General features: G+C 45.5%; 21 protein-coding genes and 1 pseudogene. 15 read left to right on the forward strand and 7 right to left on the reverse strand.

Translation table 11 applies throughout. From position 1 onward, the window contains the following. Positions 1–73 precede the first annotated feature (73 nt). From RT717_RS25045 to RT717_RS25055, 3 genes are all read left to right on the forward strand, one after another. Entirely contained in the window at positions 74–2,365 is a 2,292-nt protein-coding gene (locus RT717_RS25045; RefSeq protein ID WP_317489071.1) for a patatin-like phospholipase family protein, read from the forward strand. A gap of 68 nt (positions 2,366–2,433) precedes the next feature. Continuing rightward, positions 2,434–3,168, forward strand: coding sequence for an OmpA family protein (locus RT717_RS25050; protein ID WP_317489072.1), 735 nt, complete (start codon positions 2,434–2,436; stop codon positions 3,166–3,168). A 38-nt stretch (positions 3,169–3,206) separates the two neighbouring features. Further along, complete coding sequence (locus RT717_RS25055) at positions 3,207–5,288, forward strand: OmpA family protein (protein WP_317489073.1); 2,082 nt, start codon at positions 3,207–3,209, stop codon at positions 5,286–5,288. A gap of 511 nt (positions 5,289–5,799) precedes the next feature. Here the strand turns inward: RT717_RS25055 and RT717_RS25060 are convergent. After that, positions 5,800–6,621: a hypothetical protein gene (locus RT717_RS25060; protein ID WP_317489074.1), complete on the reverse strand. Its 822-nt coding sequence runs from the start codon at positions 6,619–6,621 to the stop codon at positions 5,800–5,802. Between the two features lie 255 nt (positions 6,622–6,876). On the opposite strand from RT717_RS25060, the gene RT717_RS25065 reads away from it, so the two are divergent. Genes RT717_RS25065 through RT717_RS25075 form a run of 3 tightly spaced genes read left to right on the forward strand, consistent with a single transcriptional unit; the run spans position 6,877 to position 10,756 of the window. Beyond that, the gene (locus RT717_RS25065) at positions 6,877–8,316 is read left to right on the forward strand and encodes an aldehyde dehydrogenase family protein (RefSeq protein ID WP_317489075.1); all 1,440 of its coding nucleotides are present in this window, start codon (positions 6,877–6,879) and stop codon (positions 8,314–8,316) included. A 1-nt stretch (position 8,317) separates the two neighbouring features. Next, positions 8,318–10,294, forward strand: coding sequence for an FAD-dependent oxidoreductase (locus RT717_RS25070; protein WP_317489076.1), 1,977 nt, complete (start codon positions 8,318–8,320; stop codon positions 10,292–10,294). 60 nt (positions 10,295–10,354) lie between these two features. After that, positions 10,355–10,756 carry a hypothetical protein gene (locus RT717_RS25075; RefSeq protein WP_317489077.1) on the forward strand — a complete coding sequence of 134 codons (402 nt, stop codon included), beginning with the start codon at positions 10,355–10,357 and terminating at the stop codon, positions 10,754–10,756. On the opposite strand, the gene RT717_RS25080 is transcribed toward RT717_RS25075, so the two are convergent. Next, positions 10,757–11,803, reverse strand: a complete 1,047-nt coding sequence (locus RT717_RS25080; protein WP_317489078.1) for an alcohol dehydrogenase family protein — start codon at positions 11,801–11,803, stop codon at positions 10,757–10,759. Positions 11,804–11,810: 7 nt separating this feature from the next. After that, positions 11,811–14,636 (reverse strand): excinuclease ABC subunit UvrA, encoded by a 2,826-nt coding sequence (uvrA, locus tag RT717_RS25085; RefSeq protein WP_317489079.1) that lies wholly within the window; start codon positions 14,634–14,636, stop codon positions 11,811–11,813. 277 nt (positions 14,637–14,913) lie between these two features. Here uvrA and RT717_RS25090 point away from each other — a divergent pair, with 277 nt between their 5' ends. Genes RT717_RS25090 through RT717_RS25105 form a run of 4 tightly spaced genes read left to right on the forward strand, consistent with a single transcriptional unit; the run spans position 14,914 to position 17,552 of the window. Then, the gene (locus tag RT717_RS25090; protein WP_317489080.1) at positions 14,914–15,513 is read left to right on the forward strand and encodes an RNA polymerase sigma factor; all 600 of its coding nucleotides are present in this window, start codon (positions 14,914–14,916) and stop codon (positions 15,511–15,513) included. Next, a complete protein-coding gene (locus RT717_RS25095; protein ID WP_152001277.1) occupies positions 15,488–15,727 on the forward strand; it encodes an anti-sigma factor in 240 nt (79 codons plus the stop codon). The genes RT717_RS25090 and RT717_RS25095 overlap by 26 nt, the downstream gene beginning before the upstream one ends. A 10-nt stretch (positions 15,728–15,737) precedes the next feature. Continuing rightward, entirely contained in the window at positions 15,738–16,388 is a 651-nt protein-coding gene (nth, locus tag RT717_RS25100; protein ID WP_317489081.1) for an endonuclease III, read from the forward strand. A gap of 3 nt (positions 16,389–16,391) precedes the next feature. Then, positions 16,392–17,552 carry a glycosyltransferase family 4 protein gene (locus tag RT717_RS25105; protein WP_317489082.1) on the forward strand — a complete coding sequence of 387 codons (1,161 nt, stop codon included), beginning with the start codon at positions 16,392–16,394 and terminating at the stop codon, positions 17,550–17,552. Here RT717_RS25105 and gldB read toward each other — a convergent pair. After that, the gene (gene gldB, locus RT717_RS25110; protein WP_317489083.1) at positions 17,549–18,538 is read right to left on the reverse strand and encodes a gliding motility lipoprotein GldB; all 990 of its coding nucleotides are present in this window, start codon (positions 18,536–18,538) and stop codon (positions 17,549–17,551) included. The genes RT717_RS25105 and gldB overlap by 4 nt on opposite strands. Before the next feature lie 122 nt (positions 18,539–18,660). On the opposite strand from gldB, the gene RT717_RS25115 reads away from it, so the two are divergent. Further along, positions 18,661–19,302: an outer membrane beta-barrel protein gene (locus RT717_RS25115; RefSeq protein ID WP_317489084.1), complete on the forward strand. Its 642-nt coding sequence runs from the start codon at positions 18,661–18,663 to the stop codon at positions 19,300–19,302. Here the strand turns inward: RT717_RS25115 and RT717_RS25120 are convergent. From RT717_RS25120 to RT717_RS25130, 3 genes are all read right to left on the reverse strand, one after another. After that, the gene (locus RT717_RS25120) at positions 19,299–20,852 is read right to left on the reverse strand and encodes an Rne/Rng family ribonuclease (protein ID WP_317489085.1); all 1,554 of its coding nucleotides are present in this window, start codon (positions 20,850–20,852) and stop codon (positions 19,299–19,301) included. The genes RT717_RS25115 and RT717_RS25120 overlap by 4 nt on opposite strands. 146 nt (positions 20,853–20,998) lie before the next feature. Beyond that, positions 20,999–21,820 (reverse strand): tetratricopeptide repeat protein, encoded by an 822-nt coding sequence (locus RT717_RS25125; protein WP_317489086.1) that lies wholly within the window; start codon positions 21,818–21,820, stop codon positions 20,999–21,001. Between the two features lie 28 nt (positions 21,821–21,848). Continuing rightward, positions 21,849–22,139 carry an HU family DNA-binding protein gene (locus tag RT717_RS25130; protein WP_317489087.1) on the reverse strand — a complete coding sequence of 97 codons (291 nt, stop codon included), beginning with the start codon at positions 22,137–22,139 and terminating at the stop codon, positions 21,849–21,851. Between the two features lie 138 nt (positions 22,140–22,277). On the opposite strand from RT717_RS25130, the gene mutY reads away from it, so the two are divergent. The 4 genes and pseudogenes from mutY to gldD all read left to right on the forward strand — a co-directional run bounded on the left by mutY (position 22,278) and on the right by gldD (position 25,817). Continuing rightward, positions 22,278–23,351: an A/G-specific adenine glycosylase gene (mutY, locus tag RT717_RS25135; RefSeq protein ID WP_317489088.1), complete on the forward strand. Its 1,074-nt coding sequence runs from the start codon at positions 22,278–22,280 to the stop codon at positions 23,349–23,351. Positions 23,352–23,401: 50 nt separating this feature from the next. After that, positions 23,402–23,832: pseudogene (locus RT717_RS25140) on the forward strand (single-stranded DNA-binding protein). Positions 23,833–23,858: 26 nt separating this feature from the next. Then, the gene (gene gldE, locus RT717_RS25145; RefSeq protein ID WP_317489089.1) at positions 23,859–25,217 is read left to right on the forward strand and encodes a gliding motility-associated protein GldE; all 1,359 of its coding nucleotides are present in this window, start codon (positions 23,859–23,861) and stop codon (positions 25,215–25,217) included. Between the two features lie 9 nt (positions 25,218–25,226). Beyond that, entirely contained in the window at positions 25,227–25,817 is a 591-nt protein-coding gene (gldD, locus tag RT717_RS25150; protein ID WP_317489090.1) for a gliding motility lipoprotein GldD, read from the forward strand. Positions 25,818–25,835 lie beyond the last annotated feature (18 nt).

Genomic DNA, 25,835 nt, shown 5'->3' on the forward strand with positions numbered 1-25,835 from the left:
CCGGGAATACTTTAATTTGTTGGCAACAGTTTAGGAAGTATATTCTCGCAAAATTTTTTCAAAACAGACAAATATGAGGAAGCGGCTGACTTTGCTCCTTTCAATGTCATTTATTTACTGTTGCAGCTTTTCCCAAAAAGTGGCGCTTGTATTAAGCGGTGGCGGAGCCAAGGGGCTGGCACATGCTGGGGTAATCAAAGCTCTCGAGGAGAACAACATCCCAATCGACTACATAGTGGGCACTTCCATGGGCAGTATTGTTGGTGGGTTCTATGCCGCCGGATACAGTGCAGACCAAATCATGGAAATAGCTCTTTCTCAGGACATTCAAGATTGGGTAAAGGGAGTGATTAGGGATGACTATAATTACTACTACACCCAGAAAGACCCTGACTCCCGATGGATGTCAGTCGAATTGTCACTTGACTCTTCCTTCACTGCTTCTTTTAACGCCAATATAGCTGAGGATCATGCGCTTAACTTCGCCCTCGCCGAACACCTGGCACAGGCATCCCGAAAGTCAGTTTACAATTTTGACAGCCTTTTCGTGCCGTTCAGGGCCACTGCGGCCGAGGTATTCACTCAGCAGGCAGTACTGCTGAAAGATGGAAACTTGTCGGATGCACTCAGGGCTTCAATGACTGTCCCCTTCTTTTTCCGCCCTATAAAGTTTGATGGAAAGTACCTTTTCGATGGAGGCATTTATAACAACTTTCCCGTGGACATTGCCATTGAGGAGTTTAAGCCTGACATCATCATTGGCGTCAACGTAGCCTCAAAAGTGTACAAAGAGTACCCGACCAAAGAAGCAGACCACCTTGTAAATGAGCAATTGCTCTTTCTTATGCTTGATAAGTCTGACCCAACCAGGCTTGAAGGTAACATCTACATCGAGCCCAATCTGGAGGGGCTCAGTTCCACCGATTTTGCCAGAGCCAAAAGCATCACCGATAGCGGCTATGTGGCAGCAATGAGGCAAATGGAGTTTATCAAATCGAAAATAGGACGTCGAGTTGGGGAGGAGGAAGTCACCGCTGCCAGAAGTCTATTCCAATCAGATTTTGTTCCACTCGACTTTAGTGAAGTGGATGTAGAGGGATTTAATTCCAGGCAAACAAAGTACCTCGATAACCTACTGGAGAAAAAGAACAAAATCGTTGAGCTGGAAAAGATAAAATCAGGCTATTACAAAATCGTTTCTGAAGATTACTTCAGAAGTATGTACCCTCAAATCACAAAGAGCGAAACAAGTGAGAACTACAAACTAAAGCTGACAGGATCACCTTACAGGAAGGTGAAAATGGTTTTGGGGGGAACAATGACCAGCCGAAGTACCTCTAACCTGCTGGTTGGCGCACAATACAAGCGGCTTGGCCAGGTCTTCACTCACTTCGACGGTGCGGTCAATGCAGGCAGGTTTTACCAATCGGCCAAAGCCAGTGCCAGGCTCTACTTTCCAACGTATATCCCCTTCTACCTGGAGCCTAAATATGTTTTCAACAAGTGGGACTTCATCAATTCTACTGAAATACTGTTGAAAGACAAGGCTCCCACTATAGTCAATCAGGTAGACAGAAATTTCACATTCAACGTCAGCACACCCCTGGGCACTCACCACAAACTGACATTCAGCCCTGGCCTGTTCTATACCCGAGATAATTTTGCCGCTATACCTGAAGTAAATACCAGCGATGTACTCGACGAACTACGGTTAAAAGGATTTGCGGCGAAAATAAAGGTGAGTCAAAGCAATCTCAACTTCTATCAGTATCCAACCAAAGGCGAGGCCTTCGAGGCCTCTGTTGGCGGATACCATGGGTCAGAAAAATATTTTCCGGGAAGCACTTCCGAGCTTGCTTACAGAGAGGCCAGCCACTCCTGGCTGACAGCGAAGGTTTCCTACGAAAAATACAACAGATTGCTTAACTGGTATGGTATTGGCTACCAGATAGTTGGTCATTTCTCAACATTTCCTCTCCTGAGCAGCTACCGGGGAACACAAATTGCTGGTGGTGGATATTATCCATTTCAGGACAGCCGCACACTCATTTTGGAAAACTTCAGATCCAATAAGTTTGCCGCCGGCGGTTTGAAACAGATGTTTTTTGTTCGTGACAACCTTCATTTCAGAATGGAGGGTCATTTTTTTGCCCCATTGCAGCTGCTTGAGAAATCACCAGATGAAATGCCCGTATACCAGCAGAACACGAAGAAGATATTTTTTGCTGCATCAGCCGGAGTAGTCTTTCAAAGCCCAATAGGTCCTATTGCTTTCGCCGCTAACTACTATGATGACGAAGAACAAAAATGGGGAGTCTTGTTTCATTTGGGCTACTTGCTGTTCAATCAGCGAGCCTTTGATTAATTCAATAATTTTTTTTATTAGCTTCGAAAAAGCTTACTTTTATTGGAAAAATTACTATCGACCTTACCATGAAAATAACATCGGCAGCATATCTTGCCCTGTTTTTTATAGCAAGTGCGTGGCAGCTTAAAGCTAATGCTAGTTTTTTACCAACAGCAGGGTTTTATCAGCAGAAGGATTCCTTAGTCAAAGTATCCGGAAAAGTTGTGGATGATAAAACCGGAGAACCTATTGTCGCCTCTGTTTTCTATGAAAAGCTCCCGTACTATGATGATATGGGATCAAATAAGAGCAAGCAGCAAGATGGCTCCTTTGAGCTATTCCTATTCAACAACACTTCCTACACCATGAAAATTAAGGCAAATGGGTATGATGCTGTTGATAGAGAATTCAAGGTTGAACTTCAACCAGGCGATTCTGCCTTTAATTTGGAGTTCCGTCTTACCCCTGACCGGGCTAATCAAATGATCACTCTCGAAAATCTTATTTTTGAAAGAGGCAGATCAAAGATCAGCTCAAGCTCTTTTGAAGAGTTGGATCGTTTAGTGGACTGGCTCAACGAGAGGCCCAACATGGTTATTCAGCTTGAAGGCCACACAGACTTTGAGGGAAGCGATGCCGCCAATATGGAGCTGTCGTTAGAAAGAGTAAATGCAGTAAAAGATTATCTTGTTTCTAAAAACATAAAAAAGAACAGAGTGCAAACAAAGGCTTTCGGGGGCACTCAACCGCTTACGCTTGAAAGAACTGATGAAGATAAACGAAGGAATCGCCGTGTTGAGGTACGAGTCATTCGAGAATAATTTATCCCTAATCCTAAACCTTATTGAATCGGCTTGATATGAAAAGAATTCTACTTGTATTATGTTCTTTTGCAATAGGCATAAGCCTGAAAGCACAAGAATCTGTTAGCTGGGCCAGTAGAGTCATTGAAGTTTCGTCTGAGATGTCCCCACTGGAATACTCGGCAATGCAGGTGCTTCACAAGCCCAATGTGTTGCCCAATGGAGGCGATAATCCCAATGCCTGGACTCCCAATAAGGCCGATAGAACTGAATTTATCACTGTAGCTTTCGAGAAGCCCATTAGAGCACAACAAATTGCAATTGCAGAGTCGCAAAACCCGGGCGCCATTTCACAGGTATATGCCTACGATGCGTCTTTCAATGAGTTTCTGTTGTTTGAGTTGACCCCCAGAGCGATTCCCATAGAGAGCAGACTGCTTAACCTTTTCTTCGAAAGAACGAGTTATGAAATTGCTGGTATCAGACTAGTAATTGATGGTCGTTCTATTAAAGGGCCAAATAGTATTGACGCCATCGGAATAAGCGACTCAAACATTCCTATTACAGTATTGGTCAACATCGCTCAGAATGTAAACCAAAACCTGGAAACGGTGGAGAAATTGGGCGAAAACGTAAACAGCTCCTACGTAGAACACAGTCCGATTATATCTCCCGACGGAAAATACCTCTTTTTTAGTCGTCAGTACCACCCACAAAATGTTGGAGGCGTGGATGATGCCGAAGACATCTGGTATTCGGAATGGAATGAGGAAAAGCAAGAATGGAATATTGCTAAGAATGCGGGCCCTCCGTTGAATACAAAAGGCCCAAACTTTGTTTCTTCGATTACTCAGGAAAATGGAGAGATGATACTTTTATTGGGCAACCAATATGGTAAAAAGGGCAAAATGTTTGCCGGCGCTTCAATGAGCAAGCTTGTCAATGGTGAATGGGCTGAACCTGAAAACATCGAGATTGAGAATGACTATAATTACAATTCCAGAGTAGACTATTCGCTCTCAGCAGACGGTAAAGCAATGATTATCTCATCAGAGAGGGACGACACCTACGGCGGGAGAGATCTCTATGTATCATTCAAAAAAGGGAATGGCACCTGGTCAGAGCCCAAAAACCTTGGTGGTGATATCAACAACGCTTCAGATGAGCAGGCCCCTTTCCTTACCAACGACAATAAAACACTCTACTTCTCTACAAAAGGCATAAGTGGATATGGTGGTGCCGACATCTTTGTGACTACAAGGCTGGATGACACATGGCAAAACTGGTCGGAGCCCGAAAACCTTGGTGCTGGCATAAACACAGCAAGTGACGACATCTATTTCAATATGCCCACCTCAGGCAAGCATGCCTATTTCTCCAGAGGAGTTGAAAATGAGGATACTGATATTTACAGGTTCGAAATACAGGAGTTTTTCATCGAATCCGACAAGCTTTTGGCTACTACCGACCTAGATGGTGCTAAGAATAAAAACCTCAAAATAAATCCAAGGGATGTTGTCATTGCATTGAATGGTAGAGTGCTTGATGAGAAAACACAAAAGCCTGTTATCGCTACTATTATGATAGAAAGGCTCCCTGATGGTGTAGACATTGGCGCAGTGAAGACCAATCCTGAAACAGGTGAGTTTCACTTTAGCCTAAGGGGCGGTGCCCACTATGGTGTAATCACTGAGGCTGCCGGTTATATTTCTCTCGATAGAAACCTTGACCTTAATCAACCAAACCCTGAAGAAAAAGCAAGGCAACTTGATCTTTATATGGTTAAGCTGGAAAAAGGTGCGGAAATATCGTTCAACAACATCTTTTTCGATCTTGAAAAATACGAGCTGAAGACCGCTTCTTACCCCGAGCTCGAAAGAATAAAAGAAATGCTTGAAGCTCAAAAAATTGGAAAGATTGAAATTTCTGGACACACCGACACTTCAGGCCCGGAAGATTACAATCAGCGACTATCCGAACTTCGTGCCAGAGCGGTTTATAATTACTTTATCAACAATGGTATTGATAAGGCACGGTTGACAGTTATAGGCTATGGTGAGACGAAGCCCAAATTACCCAACGACACAAGAGAGAACCGTGAAAAGAACAGAAGGGTAGAGTTTAAGATCATGGAGTAAATCAGTTTTTTGCCCAACTTTAAAAAATAAGAAGTGCCCGGCTTTGTCCGGGCATTTTTATTTAACACCTCCCGCAAACTCTGGCAAAAGCCGCAATGGTGAAAAGCATCTTCGCTGGGACCCAACCTGAAGTCTACCTTTCCGCAAACCTGCTTCTGGGAGCTCTTCAAATCCTACCAAGACTTCGGATCAATCTGTATTTCTCGGGATTGAATGTTTCGTTTGTGGTTAAATAAAAAAGCAAAACTGGTTCAATGCGTCTCGCCCGGCCGGGCTTCTCCAGTCGGTTAGGCTTGGACCTTTTGCTTTTTTATGACCGCTCGGAACATTGGGGTTGAAGGGTAATCCCCCAGATTTTTCGCTTGATCCAAGACTTGGCCGTTTTAAAAAATGCGGCCATAGACGCACATTGTCCCGATAGAGAAGGGCGAAATTTCCTAATGCAGGGAGGCTTAAGAGGCAATAAAGGGGGGTCGACTAAAGCAGGGGTGCTCAGCTTTGCAAGGGCAGGTTACTTACTAGCAAGCAATTCGCTTTGGCCCCGAAAGTAATCTCTTACATTCGAAATACGATCAGACGGGTAAAGAAAATACGACTTGTCTACGAGGGCAACCGCCTTAAGGATGTCTTTGGCATTCCAGGCGGCGATAGCCCGGTTGTAGTAGTTAAGTCCGGCCAGTTCCCTTTTGGTTAACTTGTCGTTCAGGATATAGCTTTTCTGCCCGTCAGTCGTGTTTGAAGAAATGCCCGATAAGTTCTGGCGCTGTGCACTGAGGTATTCTTTTTCCTTCTCGGAAATTTCAATCTCCGAAGAGATGAATCCTGCGATAGGGTCGGTAGACTCAAACAAGAAGCTTCTTTCGCCCGCATTAACCTTCAAGTAAATGTGATAGTCTGTTTCTACCAGATTCACCTTATAGCCCAAATCAGTGAGGTACAAGTAGTAGAGCGATGTAGCAGTGAGACAATCATATTGTCCCGTCTCGAACTGGCTCGCCAGACTAACATACTGCTCATAACTTTTCAACTCCTTTCTGTGAACCCTGTAGAAGAAGAATTTCAAGAATTGTTCTTCGCTCCTGTACTTACTCTGTTGGTTTTGATAGAAAGCAAGGTTGGCCTGATAGGTACTCAAGGCCGATTTGGCTCGCTCCTGGTCAAGCGACTCATCAGCTACCAGCAATAAACTCAAAGTTGGTTGACTGGAAGTGTTAACTAGAACCGCTTTTTCGAGCTCAGAATGAAAACGCAAATCAGACATATTGACCTCCTGCCCAAAGCCTAAAAAAGCCTTTGCAGTAAGAAAAATCAATATGTAAATTCTGTTTATCATCTGCCGCTTGCTTACTAGTGCTATCTACTTTACGAAGTTGCGTAACATAAAGTTAACATTAAATTAATATAACGTATGCCTCTCTCAGTCTTTTTCGACGAATTCGTGCCTTTAGCGGGTATATGTGCTTTGATCTGATGCCACACATCACTCAATGTTACCCTAATGTTACCACAAACAGTTTTTGATTATCTTCCGGTAGATAATGAGGCTTATTTGTGGTAATTTGTTATTAAGGATTAAGAACGCCCGAAATTGATAGACGAGAAACAACAAACAAAGGCACTTGACGCTGATCTGTCCGAACTCTTTTTGCGACAATCACAGAAGGCCCTTTTGCTCAGGCAGGAAAGCTACGGGCTGAGAATTGAGCGACTCAAAAAACTCAAGGCCTGGGTTCTTGCCAACACGACGAAAATTCGTGACGCCGTATACAGCGACTTCAAAAAGCCTGAGTTTGAAGCCGACCTCTCCGAAACCTTTGTTGTGTTGGCAGACATCAATCTCGCCCTGAAAAGCCTAAAAAAATGGACGAAACCGAAATCGGTGCCCGCCGGGCTTACTTATTTTGGTTCCTCTGCTTTTGTTCACTATGAGCCGAAAGGCGTTTGCCTGATTATCTCTCCCTGGAATTATCCTTTCAATTTATGCATAGGGCCGTTGGTTTCAGCTATTGCTGCGGGCAACACCGCCATCATAAAACCATCTGAATTGACTCCCAACACCTCGCAGGTTATTGCGCAAATGGTAGGCGAGCTGTTTCCGCAGGAGGAGGTAGCCGTGTATCAGGGTGGGCCTGAAATAACCCAACGACTGCTTCAGCTTCCCTTTAACCACATTTTCTTTACAGGAAGCTCGGCAGTAGGCAAAATAGTGATGGAGGCAGCAGCCAAAAACCTAAGCTCCGTTACCCTTGAACTTGGGGGCAAGTCGCCCGTCATTATCGACAAAACGGCAAACTTGAAAGATGCTGCTGAAAAAATCGTCTGGGGAAAACTTCTTAATTGTGGCCAGACGTGTGTGTCACCTGACTACCTGTTCATTCACGAAAGTGTGAGAGAGTCATTTATGGAACACCTGAAATACTTTCTGGAGACGCTATTCAAACAGCCAGGCGAAAATTTTAAAGAAACGCCTAACTACGCCCGGATCATCAATAAAAAGCACTATCAGCGGCTCTGTCAGGCTTTGAGCACGGCCATAGAAGACGGTGCCAGCCTGGTTTACGGTGGCGACGTTGATGAAACCGAAAACTTCATTTCTCCCACAGTCCTCGACAACGTGCCTCTCCACACCACCCTAATGAAAGAAGAAATTTTCGGCCCGATACTTCCGGTTAATACGTTTAAAAACCACGACGAGGTCATCCAATACATAAACGGACAACCCAAGGCCTTATCGCTTTATCTGTTTTCGAACGATAAGCGCATTCAAAAAAGATACCGACTGGAAACCTCGTCAGGAACAGCCTGTGTGAATGACGTGGTAGTCCAATTCCAGCAGCCACACCTTCCCTTCGGTGGAGTGAACGAAAGTGGCATCGGTAAGTCTCATGGACATTTTGGGTTTCTGGCCTTTTCAAATGAAAAAGCCTGGTTGAAACAAAGGGTCGGTTTCACCTCAGCCAAATTGCTTTACCCGCCTTATAGTGCCGCAAAAAAACGGATTCTCAATATCCTTATGAAGTATTTCTGAAATGAAGCTTACAGAAAGACAGTGCAACATTTTGGAGGAAGTGGCCAACACTTTCATCGCTCCCGACACCACCAATGGCGAGCACAAAGGTTTTTGGGCCTCGAAAGGAGCTGACAGGGTTGCCCCAGTCAAAGTTGCAGAGGTGATTGCCTCCCAGCCCCGGCCTGCACGTGAGGAATTTACCCAACTGCTGAAAATATTGGACAGCAACCTGCTCGGCATGACCTGGGCGGGGCCTATGAAGAAGTTTCTGGATCTGACTTTTCAACAAAGAGAAAAACTTTTCGTCACCTGGTCCAATAGCCCGGTAAAAAAGCTCCGGAAGGCATTCTCGTCTCTCAAAAAACTTTCAACTTTCATCTATTTCAGCTCGACTGAAGGCGGTTACCACCCCGACTTCAAGGCCATTCAGTATCCCGGCCCACTGTTGGGCGATGCGGACAAACTCCCCCGACTTTCTGAATTGCAGATTGACAACGATAGTGTCTTTAGCTGCGAAGTACTCGTGATCGGTAGCGGTGCGGGGGGTGGTGTGATAGCCGGTGAGCTGGCAGGCTCAGGCAAAGACGTTATCATCGCCGACAAAGGCCCTTACCTCCACGGCGCTGACTTCACTCAGGAAGAAGGAAAGATGATTGAGACGTTGTATGACGGAAAGGGCGCTATCACGTCTTCCGACGGGCAGGTGAGCATTTTTGCTGGTAGCTGCGTAGGTGGCGGCACCACAGTCAACTGGGCTGGTAGCTTCAGAACGCCCGACTATGTTCTTCAGGAATGGGCCAGCGAACATGGCGTGCCTTTCCTAGCTTCCCAATCATTTCAGGACAGCTTAAATGCTGTAGTTGCAGAAATAGGTGTCAACACCAACTACTCGCTTCACAACCTGCAAAATCAACTTCTGTTGGACGGCTCCAGGAAACTAGGTCAGCAAGTTGAACTCATTCCAAGAAATGAACGAAAGCCTGGCGCAGAAGACTTTCAAAAGCTGGGCTTCAGCAGCCTGGGCGACAGGTATGGGATCAAACAAGGCACTGCTCAAACGTATATTCGAAAAGCGACAACTGCTGGTGCTCGCCTTCTTTCGCAGTGCCAAATTGAAAAGATAGCCATTAAAAATGGAAGAGCAACAGGTGCCGAAGCGGTTTGCTATTCACCAAAGGGCCACAAGAAAAAGGTTTTTATACAAGCAGAAAAAATCGTCGTAGCCGCTGGGGCTATTCAGACACCAGCGTTGCTGAAAAGAAGTGGACTCAAGCATGACCACATAGGAAAACACCTCCACCTTCACCCTACCGTAGGTATTAGCGCCACCTACATTCAAAAATCAGAAGCCTGGTTTGGGCCAATGATGTCTGTTGTCAATGATCAATTCGCCCGGTTGGATGGCAACTACGGTTTCAAGCTTGAAACGCCGCCCACACATCCCGGCCTCATTGCCATGTCTCTTCCCTGGTCCGGTGCCCGCCAATTCAAAGAAGACATGTTGAAGGCATCGCACATTGCTTCTTTCATAGCCATTGTAAGAGACAAGTTTCCGGGATACATCACTATCGACAAGGAAGGCCAACCCATTGTGCATTACAAACTTCACGGATTCGACTTGAAGCACCTCATTAACGGGATGGAAGAAGCGAGCCGGCTCCATTTTGTCAATGATTGCGAGCAGATTATCTATCCGCATTTCGGTAATCATCGCTTTAATAACACCGGCAAAAGAGCCGATCTTGAGAAGTTTATCCACAACCTGCCGGTCTGGGGATGGCGCCCAAATCAATTTTCGCTGTACAGTGCGCATCAAATGGGCACCTGCCGAATGGGGGAAGATAAAAAGACGCACCCAACAGCACCTGACGGTAGCCTTTATGAAGTGCCCAACATCTACATCGGCGATGGGTCAGCTTTCCCGTCGGCTAGTGGCGTGAACCCCATGCTGAGCATCATGGCTCTTGCCCATCACACTGCCCAGGGACTAAAATAGATGCGTGCAAAAGCAATTCCATTTTTATAATTTCGTTCATCCAATTGTGACCAAAACTATATGCGCACTCTTTTAAAATGCTCTGTCGTACTTGTTGCCCTTACCCTTACCTTCTGCTCTGAAGGTGACAAAACCCAAAAGGCACTTCAGGGAAAATGGAAAGCTAACTGGACAACGAGCAAAGAAGCCTTCCCTGATGTTAGCGATGACATCGCCATGACCATGGAAGGGTGGATTGAATTCAATGCTGACGAAGTAACTATCACGGCCTATGGTTACCCTGGCTGCATATTTTCGGCCGACACACTTGAGCACTCGCAAAAATGGGCTATAAGAAACGATACGCTGGAGCTGTTGAATGAAGGCGACGTACACGGCATTGCCTACTTAATGAAAGAGAAGTCCGATGACCATATCCAGTTGGTACTGATGGGTGACATTTTTCTGGATCTCACCAGATAATCAATTGTGCAGAATGATCTTTAAGCTCTTATCCAGCTTCTGATCAAAAATTCTATATCCTTCCACGCCTTGCGCTAAGGGGAGCCTGTGAGAGATAATTGCTGACAGGTCAATTTGCTGATCGCCAAGCAAAGGAAGCAGTTTTGACATGTAGTGCCTGGCAGGGCATCTTCCGGTTTTATACGTGATGTTCTTGTTGTAAGCATCAACGGGCGAAAAGGTGAAGTTGTTAGCGGTATGCACACCCACGGATGAAATAATTCCGCCGGGGCGCACCACATCGAAAGCCAATTGTTGCGCAGAGGGATTTCCTACGACTTCCATCACAGCGTCGGCACCAATTCCATTGGTTTGCTCAAGAATAAACTGCTTAGCATCCGTTTTTGACAAGTCCACCGCTACGGCGCCATACCTTTGAGCGATAGCCATGCGCTCGGGCACGCTGTCCACCGCCCAAATTTCGTCAGCTCCCTGTATTTTTGCTGCCAGAATAGCCATCAGCCCAACCGGGCCACACCCCAGCACCACATATCTTCCACCTGGCCTGACGCCAGCGTTTTCAGCACAAAAATAACCTGTACTGAAGATGTCACCGGTGAGCAGTACCTGTTCTTCGCTAAGACCTTCGGGGGACTTAACCAACGTACTATCGGCAAGTGGCACTCTAACGTACTCAGCCTGTGCGCCATGAAGACCATGGCCATGCTCTACCCAACCATAAAGCTGCCCTTGCTGACATCTGCATGTAAGACCGATTTTGCAGAAATAACATACACCGCAACTCGTTGTGAAAGGGCTTACCACCCTGTCGCCTTTTTTAAGGCCAGTGACAGCACTTCCAATCTCCACCACCTCCCCAAAAAACTCATGGCCCATGACAGTTCCGTAGTCCAGCCCCTTTTCATGTTCCCGATAAACGTGTAAATCGGATCCACAAATAGCAGTGAGCACTACTTTTACAATCACATCTGTTGGTTGAATGATCGATGGATCCGTAACCGTTTCAAAGCTCAGCTTCTCCTTTCCCTGAAATGTGATAGCTTTCATCAGACTCTTAGTTAAGCTTTTCCTTCAAATATTGAGCTGTGTGGTTCCCCTTCAGCTTTACCATGTCTTCCGGCAAACCAGCGAAGCCAATGGTGCCTCCATCAATTCCACCCTCCGGGCCAATATCTATGATCCAATCGGCATTTTTCACAATCTCCATGTTGTGCTCGATAATCAACACTGAATTCCCCTGGTTCACCAAAGCATTGAGAGCATCCAGTAGTTTTTTGATGTCATGAAAGTGAAGGCCAGTGGTGGGTTCGTCAAAAATGAAGAGAATATGCTCGCTACTGCCGGCATTTCGCTTTCCGATAAAAGAGGCAAGTTTCACTCGCTGTGCTTCACCGCCAGACAAAGAGTTCGACGATTGCCCAAGCTTCACATACCCAAGCCCAACCTCGAGCAATGGTTTCATTTTGTTAATTATTCCTGGTTTGTCTGAGAAAAAACCTATGCTTTCTTCCACCGTCAGGTCAAGCACTTCGGCGATGTCCTTGTCTTTATATTTTACTTCCAGCACCTCGTCTTTGAAGCGCTTGCCATGGCAGGTATCACACAATAGTCGGATATCTGCCATAAACTGCATTTCAATTTTTACTTCACCCTCACCCTGGCAGGTTTCGCAACGGCCACCTTCCACATTGAAAGAGAAGCTTGCTGGCTTCAGACCTCGTTGCTTAGCCAGTGGTTGCTCTGAGAACAATTGTCGGATCACGTCGTACGCTTTCACGTAAGTCACCGGATTGGATCGTGACGACTTGCCGATGGGGTTCTGGTCTACGAACTCTATTTGTGTGATCCGTTTGTAATCTCCTTCGAGCTTATCGAACTTGCCGGTGGCCTCATTCACGGTTCCGAGTATCTTCCCTATCGCAGGGTAAAGAATCCTTTTTACCAGCGTAGACTTGCCTGAGCCGCTGACGCCAGTCACCACCGTCATCACGCCCAGCGGCAGCTCCATCTTCACATTCTTGAGGTTATTCTCTCTGGCTCCGGAAATCAATACCGACTCATTCCACTTTCGTCTCTTCTTGGGCACCTCAATCACATCTCTGCCGTTCAGAAAGCGGGCGGTATGAGACACATCTTCCGTAAGTATCTGAGCCCAGTCGCCCTGAAACACAAGCTCGCCTCCATGGCTGCCAGCTCCGGGCCCAATATCAATGATCTGGTCGGCGGCTTTCATCACCTCCTCCTCGTGTTCTACTACTATTACCGAATTGCCCAGATTACGAAGGGTTAGCAGCACTTCAATAAGCCTTGAGGTGTCTCTGGGGTGCAGGCCGATGCTCGGTTCATCCAAAATATACATGGAACCCACCAGTGCACTGCCGAGTGAGGTGGCCAGCTTTATTCGTTGAAATTCGCCCCCCGAAAGTGTGCTGGTTAAGCGGTTTAGAGTCAAATAACCAAGGCCTACCTGATCGAGATACGTTAGCCTGTTGATTATCTCCGTTAATATGCGCTTGCTCACCTTTCTGTCGTGCTCGGTAAGCTCAAGGCCCTGCAAAACCTGCAGCACCTGAGAAACAGGCATTAGCACGAGGTCGGTGATAGAGTGGCCGTCGATTCTCACATAGGCCGCATCTTTCCGCAACCTAGTACCTCTGCAGTCAGGACACACAGTTCTGCCTCTGTAGCGGCTGAGCATCACCCTGTACTGAATCTTGTGAGTCTGGCCCTCCAGGTATTTAAAAAAAGCATGAAGGCCTTCAAAGTATTTGTTGCCGGTCCACAGCAACTGATACTGCTCGGGCGTCAACTCGTTAACGGCCCTATGGATGGGGTAGTCAAACCTAATTCCATTTTTTAAAAGGGGTTGTGCCCAGGCTTGCATGGTTTCGCCACGCCACGGGGCCACCGCCCCTTCATACACAGACAGACTTTTGTCTGGAATTACCAGGTCTTCGTCGATGCCAAGGATTTTCCCGAAACCTTCGCAGGTTCTACAGGCTCCGTATGGGTTATTGAAGCTGAACAGATTAACACTAGGTTCTTCAAATCGGATACCATCAAGCTCAAACTTATCTGAAAATTCACGCCTCCCCACTCCCAGCACATCCACATAGCAGGTGCCTTCTCCTTCGAAAAAAGCTGTTTGTATTGAATCTGAAAGCCTGTACTGGTTATCTTCATCTTCGGGCTGTGCCGATGCCCGGTCTATAAGTATTTCAAGATTCTCGGGTTTTTCCAGACCTTCTTTTTTCTCCACCAAATCTTCTATTTGAAGTATCTCTCCATCGAGAACTAATCGGGTATACCCTTTGCTAAGCAAAATCCGAAATTCATCGTCCAGCGTCCTCTCAGTTTTCAAACGCAGCGGGCAAGTGACTACCAGCTTCGCCCCGGCCTTGTGACTATATATCCAGTCCACTACGTCGGTAACCGAATCTCTTCGAACCACCTCACCACTTACCGGCGAATAGGTCACACCTATCCTGGCGAACAACAGTTTCATGTAGTCGTAAATTTCTGTTGTTGTGCCAACAGTCGACCTTGGATTACGGGTATTTACCTTTTGTTCGATAGCAATCGCCGGGGAAACTCCTTTTATGTACTCCACTTCGGGTTTCTCCATGCGCCCCAGAAACTGACGGGCATAGGAACTAAGGCTCTCCACGTATTTTCTTTGACCTTCTGCAAAAAGGGTATCAAATGCCAGAGAAGACTTGCCCGAGCCGGACAGGCCTGTGATCACCACGAGCTTGTTTCTCGGAATGGCGACGCTAACATTCTTCAGGTTATTTACTTTGGCACCCTTTATGATGATATACTTACGTGGGTCAAGGTCATCAAAGGCCACTGCCTTGTCATTCAATATGCTTACTTCCATTTATTCCGGGGGGTATTACAACGCAAACTTAAGTCTATAATGGTGAATTGCAGTTCAATTGTTTCATTTAAGGTAAACCAAGATAAACGAAGGTTATCCACACATTATTATCTATACAAAACTTTTGTGCGAAAAATTTTTATGTGCGGAAATGAATGACTAAAATTCACATCTTAACATAGAAATAATAGTGCACGAAGCACATAGAATTAACCACTTTAAACCTCTAACTGTTACAATATGGCATAAACCTCTACGTTACTAAAAGTGAAGTTTGATGAGCAAGAATGAAATTAGTGACAGCCAATTAGTAACGCTGTACAGAAACGGGGACGAAGAAGCCTTTAGTACACTGTTAAACAGGCACAAGAACAGAGTTTATACAACGATTTATTTAATTGTAAAAGACCGTTATGTGGCTGAAGATTTATTGCAGGATTCATTTATAAAGGCCGTTAAGACGATTAAGTCTGGCCGGTATAATGAAGAAGGAAAGTTCCTGCCATGGATACTTCGAATAGCCCATAATTTGGCCATAGATTATTTTCGAAAGGAGAAGCGCTACCCTGTGGTAGTGATGGAGGATGGCTCCAAGGTATTCAACACCCTTGAGTTTGCTGAAGATCCGATCGAGAATAAACAGATTAAGATGGAAACCCATCAAATGCTCAGGCAGTTGATACAGGAGTTGCCCGAGGCTCAGAAGGAAGTATTGATTATGCGTCACTACATGCAGATGAGCTTTCAGGACATTGCTGATTCAACAGGTGTTAGTATCAACACCGCTCTGGGCCGAATGCGGTATGCTCTCATTAATCTGAGGAAGAGAATGCAGCAAACAAGTATAGCCTATGACAAAAACATTTACAGAAAATGACCTGATACGGTATGTATATGGAGAGACTTCAGAAATAGAAAATAACGAAATCGAAAGTGCTTTGCTATGCGATAGCGAAGTGCAGGAGCAGTTTGCTCAGCTGATTGAGATCACTCAGCAGCTTAGCTGCGTCGACTATTTTCCTTCTGAAAACTCGGTGAAAAATATCCTTGATAAAGCCAAAGAACTAAATTTGCAGTCTATCGCTAAATAGTGAGAGACTGATGACACGCAAAGAGCGCTACGAGGCTTTTATAAATTTCTTTACTGAGCACTTTCCTGAACCAGAAACAGAGTTGCACTATGGCAACCCTTTTGAATTGCTGGTTGCGGTGGTTCTGAGTGCCCAGTGCACTGATAAAAGGATCAACCTGGTAACACCCGCTCTATTCAAGGATTTCCCGACCCCTGCTCATTTGGCGGCTACCACTTTCGATGTGCTTTTTCCGTATATCAGAAGTGTGTCTTACCCCAATAACAAGACCAAGCACCTGATTGGGCTGGGCAAAAAGCTGGTAGAAAACTTCAATTCCGAAGTTCCGGGCACAATTGAGGATCTTCAAACCCTGCCCGGCGTGGGGAGAAAGACTGCCAACGTAATTGCATCGGTGATATACAATCAGCCGACAATGGCCGTAGACACCCATGTTTTTCGGGTATCGAAACGGCTTGGGTTGGTAACAAAAACCGCCAATACACCGCTGGAGGTAGAAAAACAGCTTGTAAAATACATCCCCGAGGAGCATATACCCAAAGCCCACCATTGGCTGATCCTGCATGGCAGGTATACATGCCTGGCACGCACTCCGAAATGCGAAGTGTGTGCTATTACGTCCTTTTGCAGCTACTATGAAAACTCGCTGAAGCAGCGTTGATCCATGAGGGTGATCCTTCTTCATCAGTACTATAAAACGCCAGAAGAAGGCGGAGGCATTCGTTCGTGGTACCTGTGCCGGGCCTTAACAGAAGCAGGTCATGAGGTGGAGGTAGTGACTGCCTGGAATAAAAAAGAGCACAAAACGCTGTTGATCGACGGCTACCCTGTTCACTACCTTTCCGTCCATTACTCTAACGACTTGGGTTTTTTTAGGCGGATTCGGTCCTTCACTGCCTTCTTTATTGCTGCCTACAAGAAAGTGAACTCATTATCCCGACCGGACTTCATTTACGCTATCAGCACCCCTTTGAGTATTGGTGGGCTGGCCAAGTGGATCCGATGGAGAAAAAGCATTCCGTATTTCTTTGAAGTCGGCGACCTTTGGCCCGACGTGCCAGCACAAATGGGGTATTTGCGCAATCCGCTATTGATTCGAATCCTTAAGAGCCTGGAGCTTTCCATCTACAAATCAGCGAAGGGCATTGTGGCCATGAGTCCTGCGATGGTAGACTATTTCAATGACCTGGGCTACGGCAGTAAAACCACTTGCGTTACCAATTTTTCTGACCTTTCTCTTTCCAGCACCCCCTCGCATGAGAGAGAACCGACAGACCGTTTTACTGTAGCCTACGTGGGCACTTTGGGCAAAGCAAACCATCTCAGCTATCTGATTGATTTGGCTGAGGAAGCTCAAAAAAGGGGCTTGAAGAATTTCCGGTGCATTCTTATGGGGGAAGGTGCGGAGGAGCCCTTGCTCAAAAAAATGATCGCCGAAAAAGGGCTTTCTAATGTTTCGCTTTTGCCACACTCCAGTAAGGAGGCGGCCATCAGTGTGCTCAAAAGTGCTTCGATGGCCTATTTGTCTTTTGGACCATATGACAAGCTATGGACGGGCAGTCCGAACAAGTATTTTGATGCGCTGGCGATTGGAAAACCCATTCTCTGCAATTTCGGCGGATGGATCGGTGATGAAATCACAGACAAAAAATGCGGAGTTGTTTACAGCCCTTTTAATCCTCAATCGTTTTTTGACAAGCACTGGCCATCACTACAAACGGAAGATATACTTGAAAGCATGGGTCAAAATGCGCTAACCCTTGCGAAAGGGAGCTACACGCTTGCCAAACAAATCCCGAAGTGGCTAACGTTTCTTTGCCGCTAATGTGGGTTCGGCCTGTATTTAGACAGCGTGAAAATCTTCTTCGGGTCATCTTCCTCCATTAGTTCCTGCAGGGTGACCTTCGGGTTGTTCTCCATATAAGACCTTACTATTTCCCAACCCACCCAAGCGCCAATCCGTCCGGGGCATTTCTCTCCTATCTCATACACATTTGGTCGCTCGCCCATGAACTTGTTGATGAGCTTGGGCTCAGTTTCATACAACAACTGGTTTTGTACAAAATTCGCCCAGACCACGTCCTCATTCTTGTGCACTTCTCTCAGCTCTTCCTCAGAAAACCCTATGATAATAGAATCGGGTGCGCAAGGCACCATTCGCTCTGTAAAATAGTAAGTCTTACCAGCGGTTATCATCTCATTCAGCAGCGTGTTATCGCCGTAGTCAACTTTGTTGTAATAGTCGGACAAAAAGAAGAAAGAAGCTGGCACGATATAATCAGGCTTAAAGCGACGGGCAATGTAGGCTGGTACATTATTGGGTTTGTACTTCGAGTCTTCGCCGATGAAGAAGTCCAGCCCGATGACCAGTAGGCTGTCCGAAAAATAGATGTCCCTATAAAAACCCGTGACCATGGTTTGTACCTTCGGCGTTTTAGCGGTTGGGTAGTAATACTTGAGGTGCTGAAACGCAGAAGCATACTGCGACTCCAGCCAACTTATATCCCCAAATTTCCCGTCTACCTCCATTTGCAATGAATCGAGGTGAGGAATTAGGTTGATCATTTGATTGGCCAGCACGCTGTCGGACGGATACTGATTGGCATCCAAAAAGTAGTCTGCTAACGTTGGATTGTCTTCAAGAAACGCCCTCACATCACCAGAAGTAGTCGACTTAAAAAGTGGAACTTCCTTCCTTTCAATAGAAACCTCCATGGGTATCGCAGCTATTTCAGGATCGATCTCACATTCCTTGTTTTCGCAAGCAGCGAAGGCAAAGAAAATGAGTAGAAATGCATAATTTCGATTCATAGTATCAACTTTGGACTAAAACTATAGATTATCCCTCTTTGAAAAAACTGGGATACATTGAATAAAACTATTTTTCAGCAAGGTCAGCGGCTTTGCCCCTTTGCGTAAAGAAACGATCATTTATGAAAAGAATTTTTATCCTTTCCATTTTTTGCCTCATTTCTGGCGTTGCCTTTTCCCAGGTAAAAATCGGGCTCAGGTTTTCTCCCTCTTATAATATTAACAGGGCATCCAGCCTGTCCGACACTTTGATTCTGTCGCCACAGCAAGGGAGTTTCAAAATGGTGCTGGGTGTGGTAACAGAGTTTGCCTTTACGGATACCTACAGTTTCACAACAGGGCTCGCTTTTGCACCAAAAAGTGTTGGAATCAATTTTGCCGGAGAAAACGGCGGCTCATATGCCAATACCACCGAAGAATATAAAACACAATATCTCCAGATTCCTGCATTGCTGAAATTGTACACGGATGACTACCTGCCGGGCAGTAGAATTTACTTTCATGTGGGGGCCATGATCGACGTCAAGATATTTGACTCGCCTGAAAACAATGACTACATTTTTGTGGAAAAGTTTCTGCCAGTGGATGCGTCGGCAGTGCTGGGGGTTGGTACAGAAGTGGAACTTGGAATATCCACTATTGTGTTTGGGGGCTTGAGCTACAACCGGGGGCTGACCAACATGGCCTCAAAAACAATCGCTCTTGACGCAAAACCTATTGTCAAGAGCGATTACTTCCAATTGGAGCTCGGCCTAAAGTTTTAGACCAGCTCTATTTCTTCTCCTGTAGAATTAACAAAGTGGAAATCCGTCAGGCCTAGTGATGAGTCCTCAATCAAATGAACCCATTTATAGTACTTCATGAACCACTGCACTCTCTTCGAGTAAATGCCTTTAGTGAAGTACGCAAACAAATAAGGATGAAGACTTATGGTAAGCTTCTTCTCATTTTGCTTGCCAAAAATGTGTTCGATATTCTTTTCTATTTGGTCAGCTACAATCACTGAAGCGGTAATTTTACCCGTCCCGTTGCAGGTAGGGCAAACCTCCCTGGTAGCTATATTCATCTCAGGCCTTACCCGCTGCCGGGTAATTTGCATCAGCCCAAACTTTGATAGGGGAAGCACTGTATACTTTGAGCGATCGGTGCTCATCTCCTGCTTCATCCGTTCATAAACCTTCTTACGATTGTCCTGCTTTTTGAGGTCAATGAAGTCGATTACGATGATACCACCCATGTCCCTCAGCCGGAGCTGTCTGGCTATTTCCGATGCAGCGTCCATGTTTACACGCAAAGCCGTCGACTCCTGGTCTTCTTCGGCGTTCGACTTGTTGCCGCTGTTAACGTCAATTACGTGAAGCGCTTCGGTATGCTCAATGATCAAATAGCCTCCTCCGGCTACACTTACGGAACGGCCAAATGACATCTTGAGCTGTTTTTCTACATGGAAATGCTCAAATATTTTAACCTTACCGGTGTATTGTCTGAGGATTTTTTCTTTGTCGGGAGCTATCTTGTTAACGTAGGCTCGGACATCTGCAAAGGTCTTTTTGTCATCGATGTGGATAGCATCGAACGACTCGTTGAGGACATCTCTCAGAATAGAGTTTGTCCGGCTCATTTCGCCGATGATCTTGTCCTTCGATTGTGCTGTCTTCAGGTTTTTCATCCCTTCCTCCCAAATGGAAACAAGGTTTCTTAAGTCCTTGTCGAGCTCAGCAACATCTTTGCCCTGAGCGACAGTCCTGATGATAACACCAAAGTTTTCGGATTTAATAGACGACACCAAACGAACAAGTCGTTTGCGCTCATCGCTGCTGTCAATTTTCTTAGAAACATTGACAGTATTTGAGAATGGTACAAGAACTAAGTACCGTCCCGCCAGGGACAATTCACAAGAAAGCCGGGGGCCTTTTGTGGAGATTGGTTCTTTTACAACCTGTACAAGTATCTTTTGACCCTTGACGAGCACCTGGCTGATTTTGCCAAGCTTATCAATATCTTTTTCGGGTTTAAAGCCTGCCAGTTTGTGGCTTATATTTTTGTTTGTAAGTACAAGCCGTGTGAACTTATTCAACGACTGCACTTGCGGGCCTAAATCGAGATAGTGCAAAAACGCATCTTTCTCGTAGCCGACATCAATAAAAGCAGCATTTAGGCCCTGTACGATTTTCTTTACAGTGCCTAAATATATATCTCCAACATTAAATTGATGATCATCACTTTCCTGATGATACTCTACCAATCGCTTGTCTCTTAGTAAGGCAATCCGGGATCCCTGTGGAGTCGAATTTATTATTAATTCATTGCTCACACTGATTCCGTTTTAAAAAGTAAATTACTTCTTCTTGTGCCTGTTCTTTCTGAGTCTTTTCTTTCTCTTGTGAGTAGCGATCTTATGTCTCTTTCTTTTCTTTCCGCAAGGCATATGCGAATGTCTTTATTTGTTAAACAATTTTTTTAATTCAATTCCTGAAGGTAAGAGTCAACAGCGGCGCTTACTGCCGGATCGTTTTCCGTTTCCTTCGCTTTGATAAGCCAGGCTTTAGCTTTCTGCTTGTCGCCCAACTCCTTATAACTAACACCAAGATAAAACATGGCCTGGATGTTCTCAGGGTCAATTGTCAAGAGCTTTTCAAGTCTCTCCACCGCCTTATCGTACTGTGCCGACTGCATCGAAAGAATGCCCATGTTGTACAGGGCCTCTTTGTTGTCAGGATCCTTCTCCAGAATTTCTCTCAACATCAGAATTCCCTGCATGGGATTCGGTGAAGAGATGTAGGTCATGGCTATTTTTGACTTAGCACTTAAATTGTCGGGATCAGCTTTTAAAACCTCCCCAAGCAATTCCTGAACCTTAGTTCCGAGCTTTCTGGCCCTGGCATCATCCGCCGCAAAACCGAACGCTTCGTAATAATAATTACCCGCTTTCTCCTTTGCCTCTATCGACGGATCGACCTCCGCAAGGATGTCAGCGTACTTAGCAACACTGTCCAATTGTTGTACCAAAAGGAAGGTGTTTGCCAAAGAGTCTGCAAAGATAGCTGAATTGTTTGGATTTTTTAACTGCTCCTTGAAATATTGTATCTTTTGCTGGTCAGAATCAGACAGTTCTACCTCGTGGGCTCCTGGTATTTCTTCAGCTCCTGCATTTTCTTCCTGCGTGGCTGATGGTACTTCAGCCATATCACCGTCATTGTCTACGACTACCTTGGGAAGACTGAAAAGAACGACGATCAGCCCAACCCCTAATATGGTTAAGACAATTTGCTGTTTTGACATGAAGTTTGTTTGCTGGAAATAGGACTTCCTATTTCAGTTTGTTGCTGCTTTTTACCTTCTCAATAAAAACCTTCGACGGCTTAAAGCTAGGCACATAGTGCTCATCGATGACGATAGCCGTGTTCTTAGAAATATTTCTGGCAATCTTCTTGGCTCTTTTCTTGTTTACAAAACTTCCGAAACCACGAACGTAAATATTACTGCCATCTGCCATCGAACTTTTTACCACAGTGAAAAAAGCTTCTACGCTAGTTTGCACATCTGCTTTATCAATCCCCGTTTTCTCTGCAATTTCGTTTATTACGTCTGCTTTAGTCACCTCTTCTATATTTTAATTATGCTTTGCTACTCGATTTTTTTAATGGGCACAAATTTAAATGAGCGGGGTAGAAATAAAAAAGAAAGAGTTAAATAAAAGCGCTTATTTTGTGCCCTCAACGAAAGTATTTCTCTCATCGTGGCCGAAAGTAATCAGGCATTTTCAAACATTTTAATAAGATGGTACGAAAGGCATAAAAGGGATCTTCCGTGGCGTGAAACGAAAGACCCGTATGCTATCTGGCTTTCGGAGATCATCCTTCAGCAAACACGTGTTGCTCAGGGCCTTCCTTATTTTCAGAAATTTATTGCCAGGTTTCCCGCTGTCGGCTCACTGGCTCAAGCAAGCCAGGAAGAAGTGCTGGCCTTATGGCAGGGGCTAGGCTATTACTCAAGAGCAAGAAACCTCCATGCATGTGCTCAAATGGTGGCTTCGCAATACGACGGCAAGTTCCCGAACACCTACAAAGAGCTTCTGCAACTGAAAGGCGTAGGTGCCTACACTGCCGCCGCCATTGCCTCCTTCGCCTTTAACGAAGCAGTACCCGTAGTCGATGGAAACGTTTATCGGGTGGTTTCCAGAGTGTTTGGGTTACACGACGATATTTCTAATGCTTCCACTAGAAAGGTATTTGAGGGGCGGCTCGTTTCTCTCATTCCATCCGATACGCCGGGCGAATTCAACCAGGCCATCATGGAGTTTGGTGCGCTTCATTGCACACCATCTGCACCCGACTGCAAAAATTGTGTTTTCAGTCACTCGTGTTTCGCATTCAGAAACAACGAGGTGGCCAACTTACCAGTAAAGACAAAAAAAGTGAAGGTGCTCAACCGGTATTTTAACTACTTTGTTTTCCAATTCGGTGAGGAGGTACTTATGGGGTCAAGAAAAGATAAGGATATCTGGCTCGGCCTTCACGACTTCTTCATCCGGGAAAAAGACGAATTGCTGGATGAGGATGCGGCGCTGGGGGAAGTCAAGCGTTTGATTTCGCCGGAAAGTTGGGAACTAATAGATATTTCAGCAACTTATAAACATGTGTTGACTCATCGCATCATTTATGCCCGTTTTTTCAGGGTGAGGATTTTGATGCATGAAGACTTTAGGCTATTGAGCGAGAGGCTGGGGTTGAATACAATCAGTATTAGTGACACAGCTGGTATCTCTAAACCAGTCTTAATCACCAATTATTTGAATGATACCTTATTTTAAATTATTTTTAATATCCCTATCTATCAAAACATCACAAAAAACAAATCTTTATGTCAGGAGTAAATAAAGTGATTCTGCTTGGAAACCTTGGAAAAGACCCGGAAATACGGCACCTCGAGAACGGACGGGCCGTGACAAACTTCACTTTGGCTACCAGCGAGGTTTACAAAAACAAGGAAGGCAACAAGGTAACTAATACGGAATGGCACAATGTTGTTTTATGGACCCCGTTGGCAGAAGTGGCTGAAAAGTATCTGAAAAGGGGAATCAGGTTTATATCGAAGGAAAAATCACAACCCGTTCCTACGACGACAAAGACGGAAACAAGCGATACATTACGGAAGTGGTGGGAAGGGAAATGACCCTTGTTGGAGGAAGGCCAGACGGCGGTGGCGGCCCGTCCGAACAACAAAGTATTGGATCCGCTCAGCCAGCTCCAGTGGCAGCAGAGCCAACCGATCTGGATGATTTGCCGTTTTAGCACTATATTGCAGCTTTTATCCATCAATGGAAGACCCATACCCCAGTATATACTTGACATTAATTGGAGACTTAGGTATCACTTATGTCTCCTTTTACATTTTTAGCGGCGTTCTATTTGCGCTGCTGCTCTATCTTTCTGCCCTTATTTCAGGGTCGGAAGTAGCTTTCTTTTCCCTAAATCACGGTGATCTTGCCACGTGCCGCACTTCGGCCAATTCTCAGGACAAGCGAATTATAAGCCTGCTCCAGGGGCCGCAGCGCCTTTTGGCCACCATTTTGATCATGAACAACCTGGTCAACATCACCATTGTGACATTGGCGACCTATGTCACCTGGGAAATCGTTGGTTCGAAATCAGCTGACGGGTACATTGTGGCCGTGCTGACTGTAATCACTACGCTGGCTATTGTCTTTTTTGGAGAGGTGGTGCCAAAAGTATATGCCAATCAAAACAACCTGAGCTTTGCCAGGAGCACGTCGGGTTTGCTGAATGTAGCCGATACTATTTTCAGGCCGGTGTCGTGGTTGCTGCTGTCGATCAGCTCAATCGTTGAAAAAAGAGTAGAAAGAAAGGGCTACAACGTGTCTATTGATGAGCTCAATCATGCATTGGAGCTGACTGCTGAAACTGAAGCCACGGAGGAGGAAAAGGGCATATTAAAGGGTATTGTAAATTTCGGCACACTCACAGTGACCCAGGTAATGCGATCCAGGGTAGACATCACCGCTATTGATTTTGAGACCGACTTCCATGAGCTGATGGATCAGATCAATAAAACGGGTTACTCCAGAATTCCCATATATAAAGAAACTGTCGACAAGATAGAAGGAGTTCTTTACATCAAGGATCTGCTTCCTTTTGTGGACAAAGACGAAAACTTTCTGTGGCAGAACCTGATGCGCCCGGCGTTTTTTGTGCCCGAAAGCAAAAGAGTTGATGCGCTATTTAAAGACTTTCAGGAGAAGCGGGTGCATATGGCCATCGTTGTCGACGAATATGGTGGCACCTCCGGGCTTGTGACCCTGGAAGATTTGATCGAAGAAATCGTTGGGGAGATTAACGATGAGTTTGACAACGAAGACGAGATCGCTTACAACAAACTCGACAGCAATACTTACGTGTTTGAAGGCAAGATCTCGCTGAACGACTTTTGCAAAGTAGTGAGTGTTGAAGGCAACATCTTTGACACTGTGAGAGGCGACAGTGAATCCCTTGGCGGGCTGATTCTCGAGATTAATTCTAAGCTTCCCAATGTTGGCGAGAAAATTCGCTTTGAGCGGTTCGTTTTCACAGTAGTGTCGGCAGACAACAAGCGGATCAAAAGAGTGCGGGTTTTCATAAACCCCTCGTTCCAGGCGGAAAGTCTCCAAAAGGATAAGTAATTTAAGGGCATGAAGCTTAAATTCTTTCTCTTATTCTTCCCGGTCATTCTTGCTTTGAGTGTTGCCTGCGAAGGTACTTACCTGCCCAAGCCGAAAGGATACAACCGTATCGACCTTCCGCCAAGTGAGTATGTTGCTCTGCCAGACTCCTTTCCTTATCAGTTTCAGTATTCTGCTCACGCAAAGCTTCTAAAGGACTCTTCGTGGATGGCCGAAAGGTATTGGATTGATTTGTACTACCCGACAATGGAGGCATTGGTGCAGGTGACCTATAAGCCTGTGAAGCACGACACCACCTTGCTCGGAGAGTATTTTGAAGACTCCTACAAACTCACTTCCAAGCACAATATCAAAGCGTATTCCATTGAGCAGATGGATTTGGTTATACCAAATGGTGGGTGGGCTGTAGTATCGGAGTTGACCGGAGAAGTGCCCAGCCAATTTCAGTTTCACGCCACTGATTCCGCCAATCACTTTATTCGGGGAGCACTCTATTTTGAGACCTCCACAAAAAACGATTCTTTAAAGCCTGTTATTGAGTACATTAAGTTCGATATCATCCACATGCTCAACACCCTTGAGTGGAAAGGCACACAGTAGAGAAACAGTACCCACAGC

Source organism: Imperialibacter roseus (assembly GCF_032999765.1).
GTDB lineage: Bacteria > Bacteroidota > Bacteroidia > Cytophagales > Cyclobacteriaceae > Imperialibacter > Imperialibacter roseus.

Coding starts and splice junctions, on each gene's coding strand:
- uvrA (WP_317489079.1), bottom strand. CDS start 14,636: ATGGAAGTAAGCATATTGAATGACAAGGCAGTGGCCTTTGATGACCTT.
- RT717_RS25125 (WP_317489086.1), bottom strand. CDS start 21,820: ATGTCAAAACAGCAAATTGTCTTAACCATATTAGGGGTTGGGCTGATC.
- RT717_RS25060 (WP_317489074.1), bottom strand. CDS start 6,621: ATGATAAACAGAATTTACATATTGATTTTTCTTACTGCAAAGGCTTTT.
- RT717_RS25050 (WP_317489072.1), top strand. CDS start 2,434: ATGAAAATAACATCGGCAGCATATCTTGCCCTGTTTTTTATAGCAAGT.
- gldB (WP_317489083.1), bottom strand. CDS start 18,538: ATGAATCGAAATTATGCATTTCTACTCATTTTCTTTGCCTTCGCTGCT.
- RT717_RS25095 (WP_152001277.1), top strand. CDS start 15,488: ATGACAAAAACATTTACAGAAAATGACCTGATACGGTATGTATATGGA.
- nth (WP_317489081.1), top strand. CDS start 15,738: ATGACACGCAAAGAGCGCTACGAGGCTTTTATAAATTTCTTTACTGAG.
- RT717_RS25080 (WP_317489078.1), bottom strand. CDS start 11,803: ATGAAAGCTATCACATTTCAGGGAAAGGAGAAGCTGAGCTTTGAAACG.
- RT717_RS25045 (WP_317489071.1), top strand. CDS start 74: ATGAGGAAGCGGCTGACTTTGCTCCTTTCAATGTCATTTATTTACTGT.
- RT717_RS25090 (WP_317489080.1), top strand. CDS start 14,914: ATGAGCAAGAATGAAATTAGTGACAGCCAATTAGTAACGCTGTACAGA.
- RT717_RS25105 (WP_317489082.1), top strand. CDS start 16,392: ATGAGGGTGATCCTTCTTCATCAGTACTATAAAACGCCAGAAGAAGGC.
- RT717_RS25115 (WP_317489084.1), top strand. CDS start 18,661: ATGAAAAGAATTTTTATCCTTTCCATTTTTTGCCTCATTTCTGGCGTT.
- RT717_RS25055 (WP_317489073.1), top strand. CDS start 3,207: ATGAAAAGAATTCTACTTGTATTATGTTCTTTTGCAATAGGCATAAGC.
- gldD (WP_317489090.1), top strand. CDS start 25,227: ATGAAGCTTAAATTCTTTCTCTTATTCTTCCCGGTCATTCTTGCTTTG.
- RT717_RS25075 (WP_317489077.1), top strand. CDS start 10,355: ATGCGCACTCTTTTAAAATGCTCTGTCGTACTTGTTGCCCTTACCCTT.
- gldE (WP_317489089.1), top strand. CDS start 23,859: ATGGAAGACCCATACCCCAGTATATACTTGACATTAATTGGAGACTTA.
- RT717_RS25070 (WP_317489076.1), top strand. CDS start 8,318: ATGAAGCTTACAGAAAGACAGTGCAACATTTTGGAGGAAGTGGCCAAC.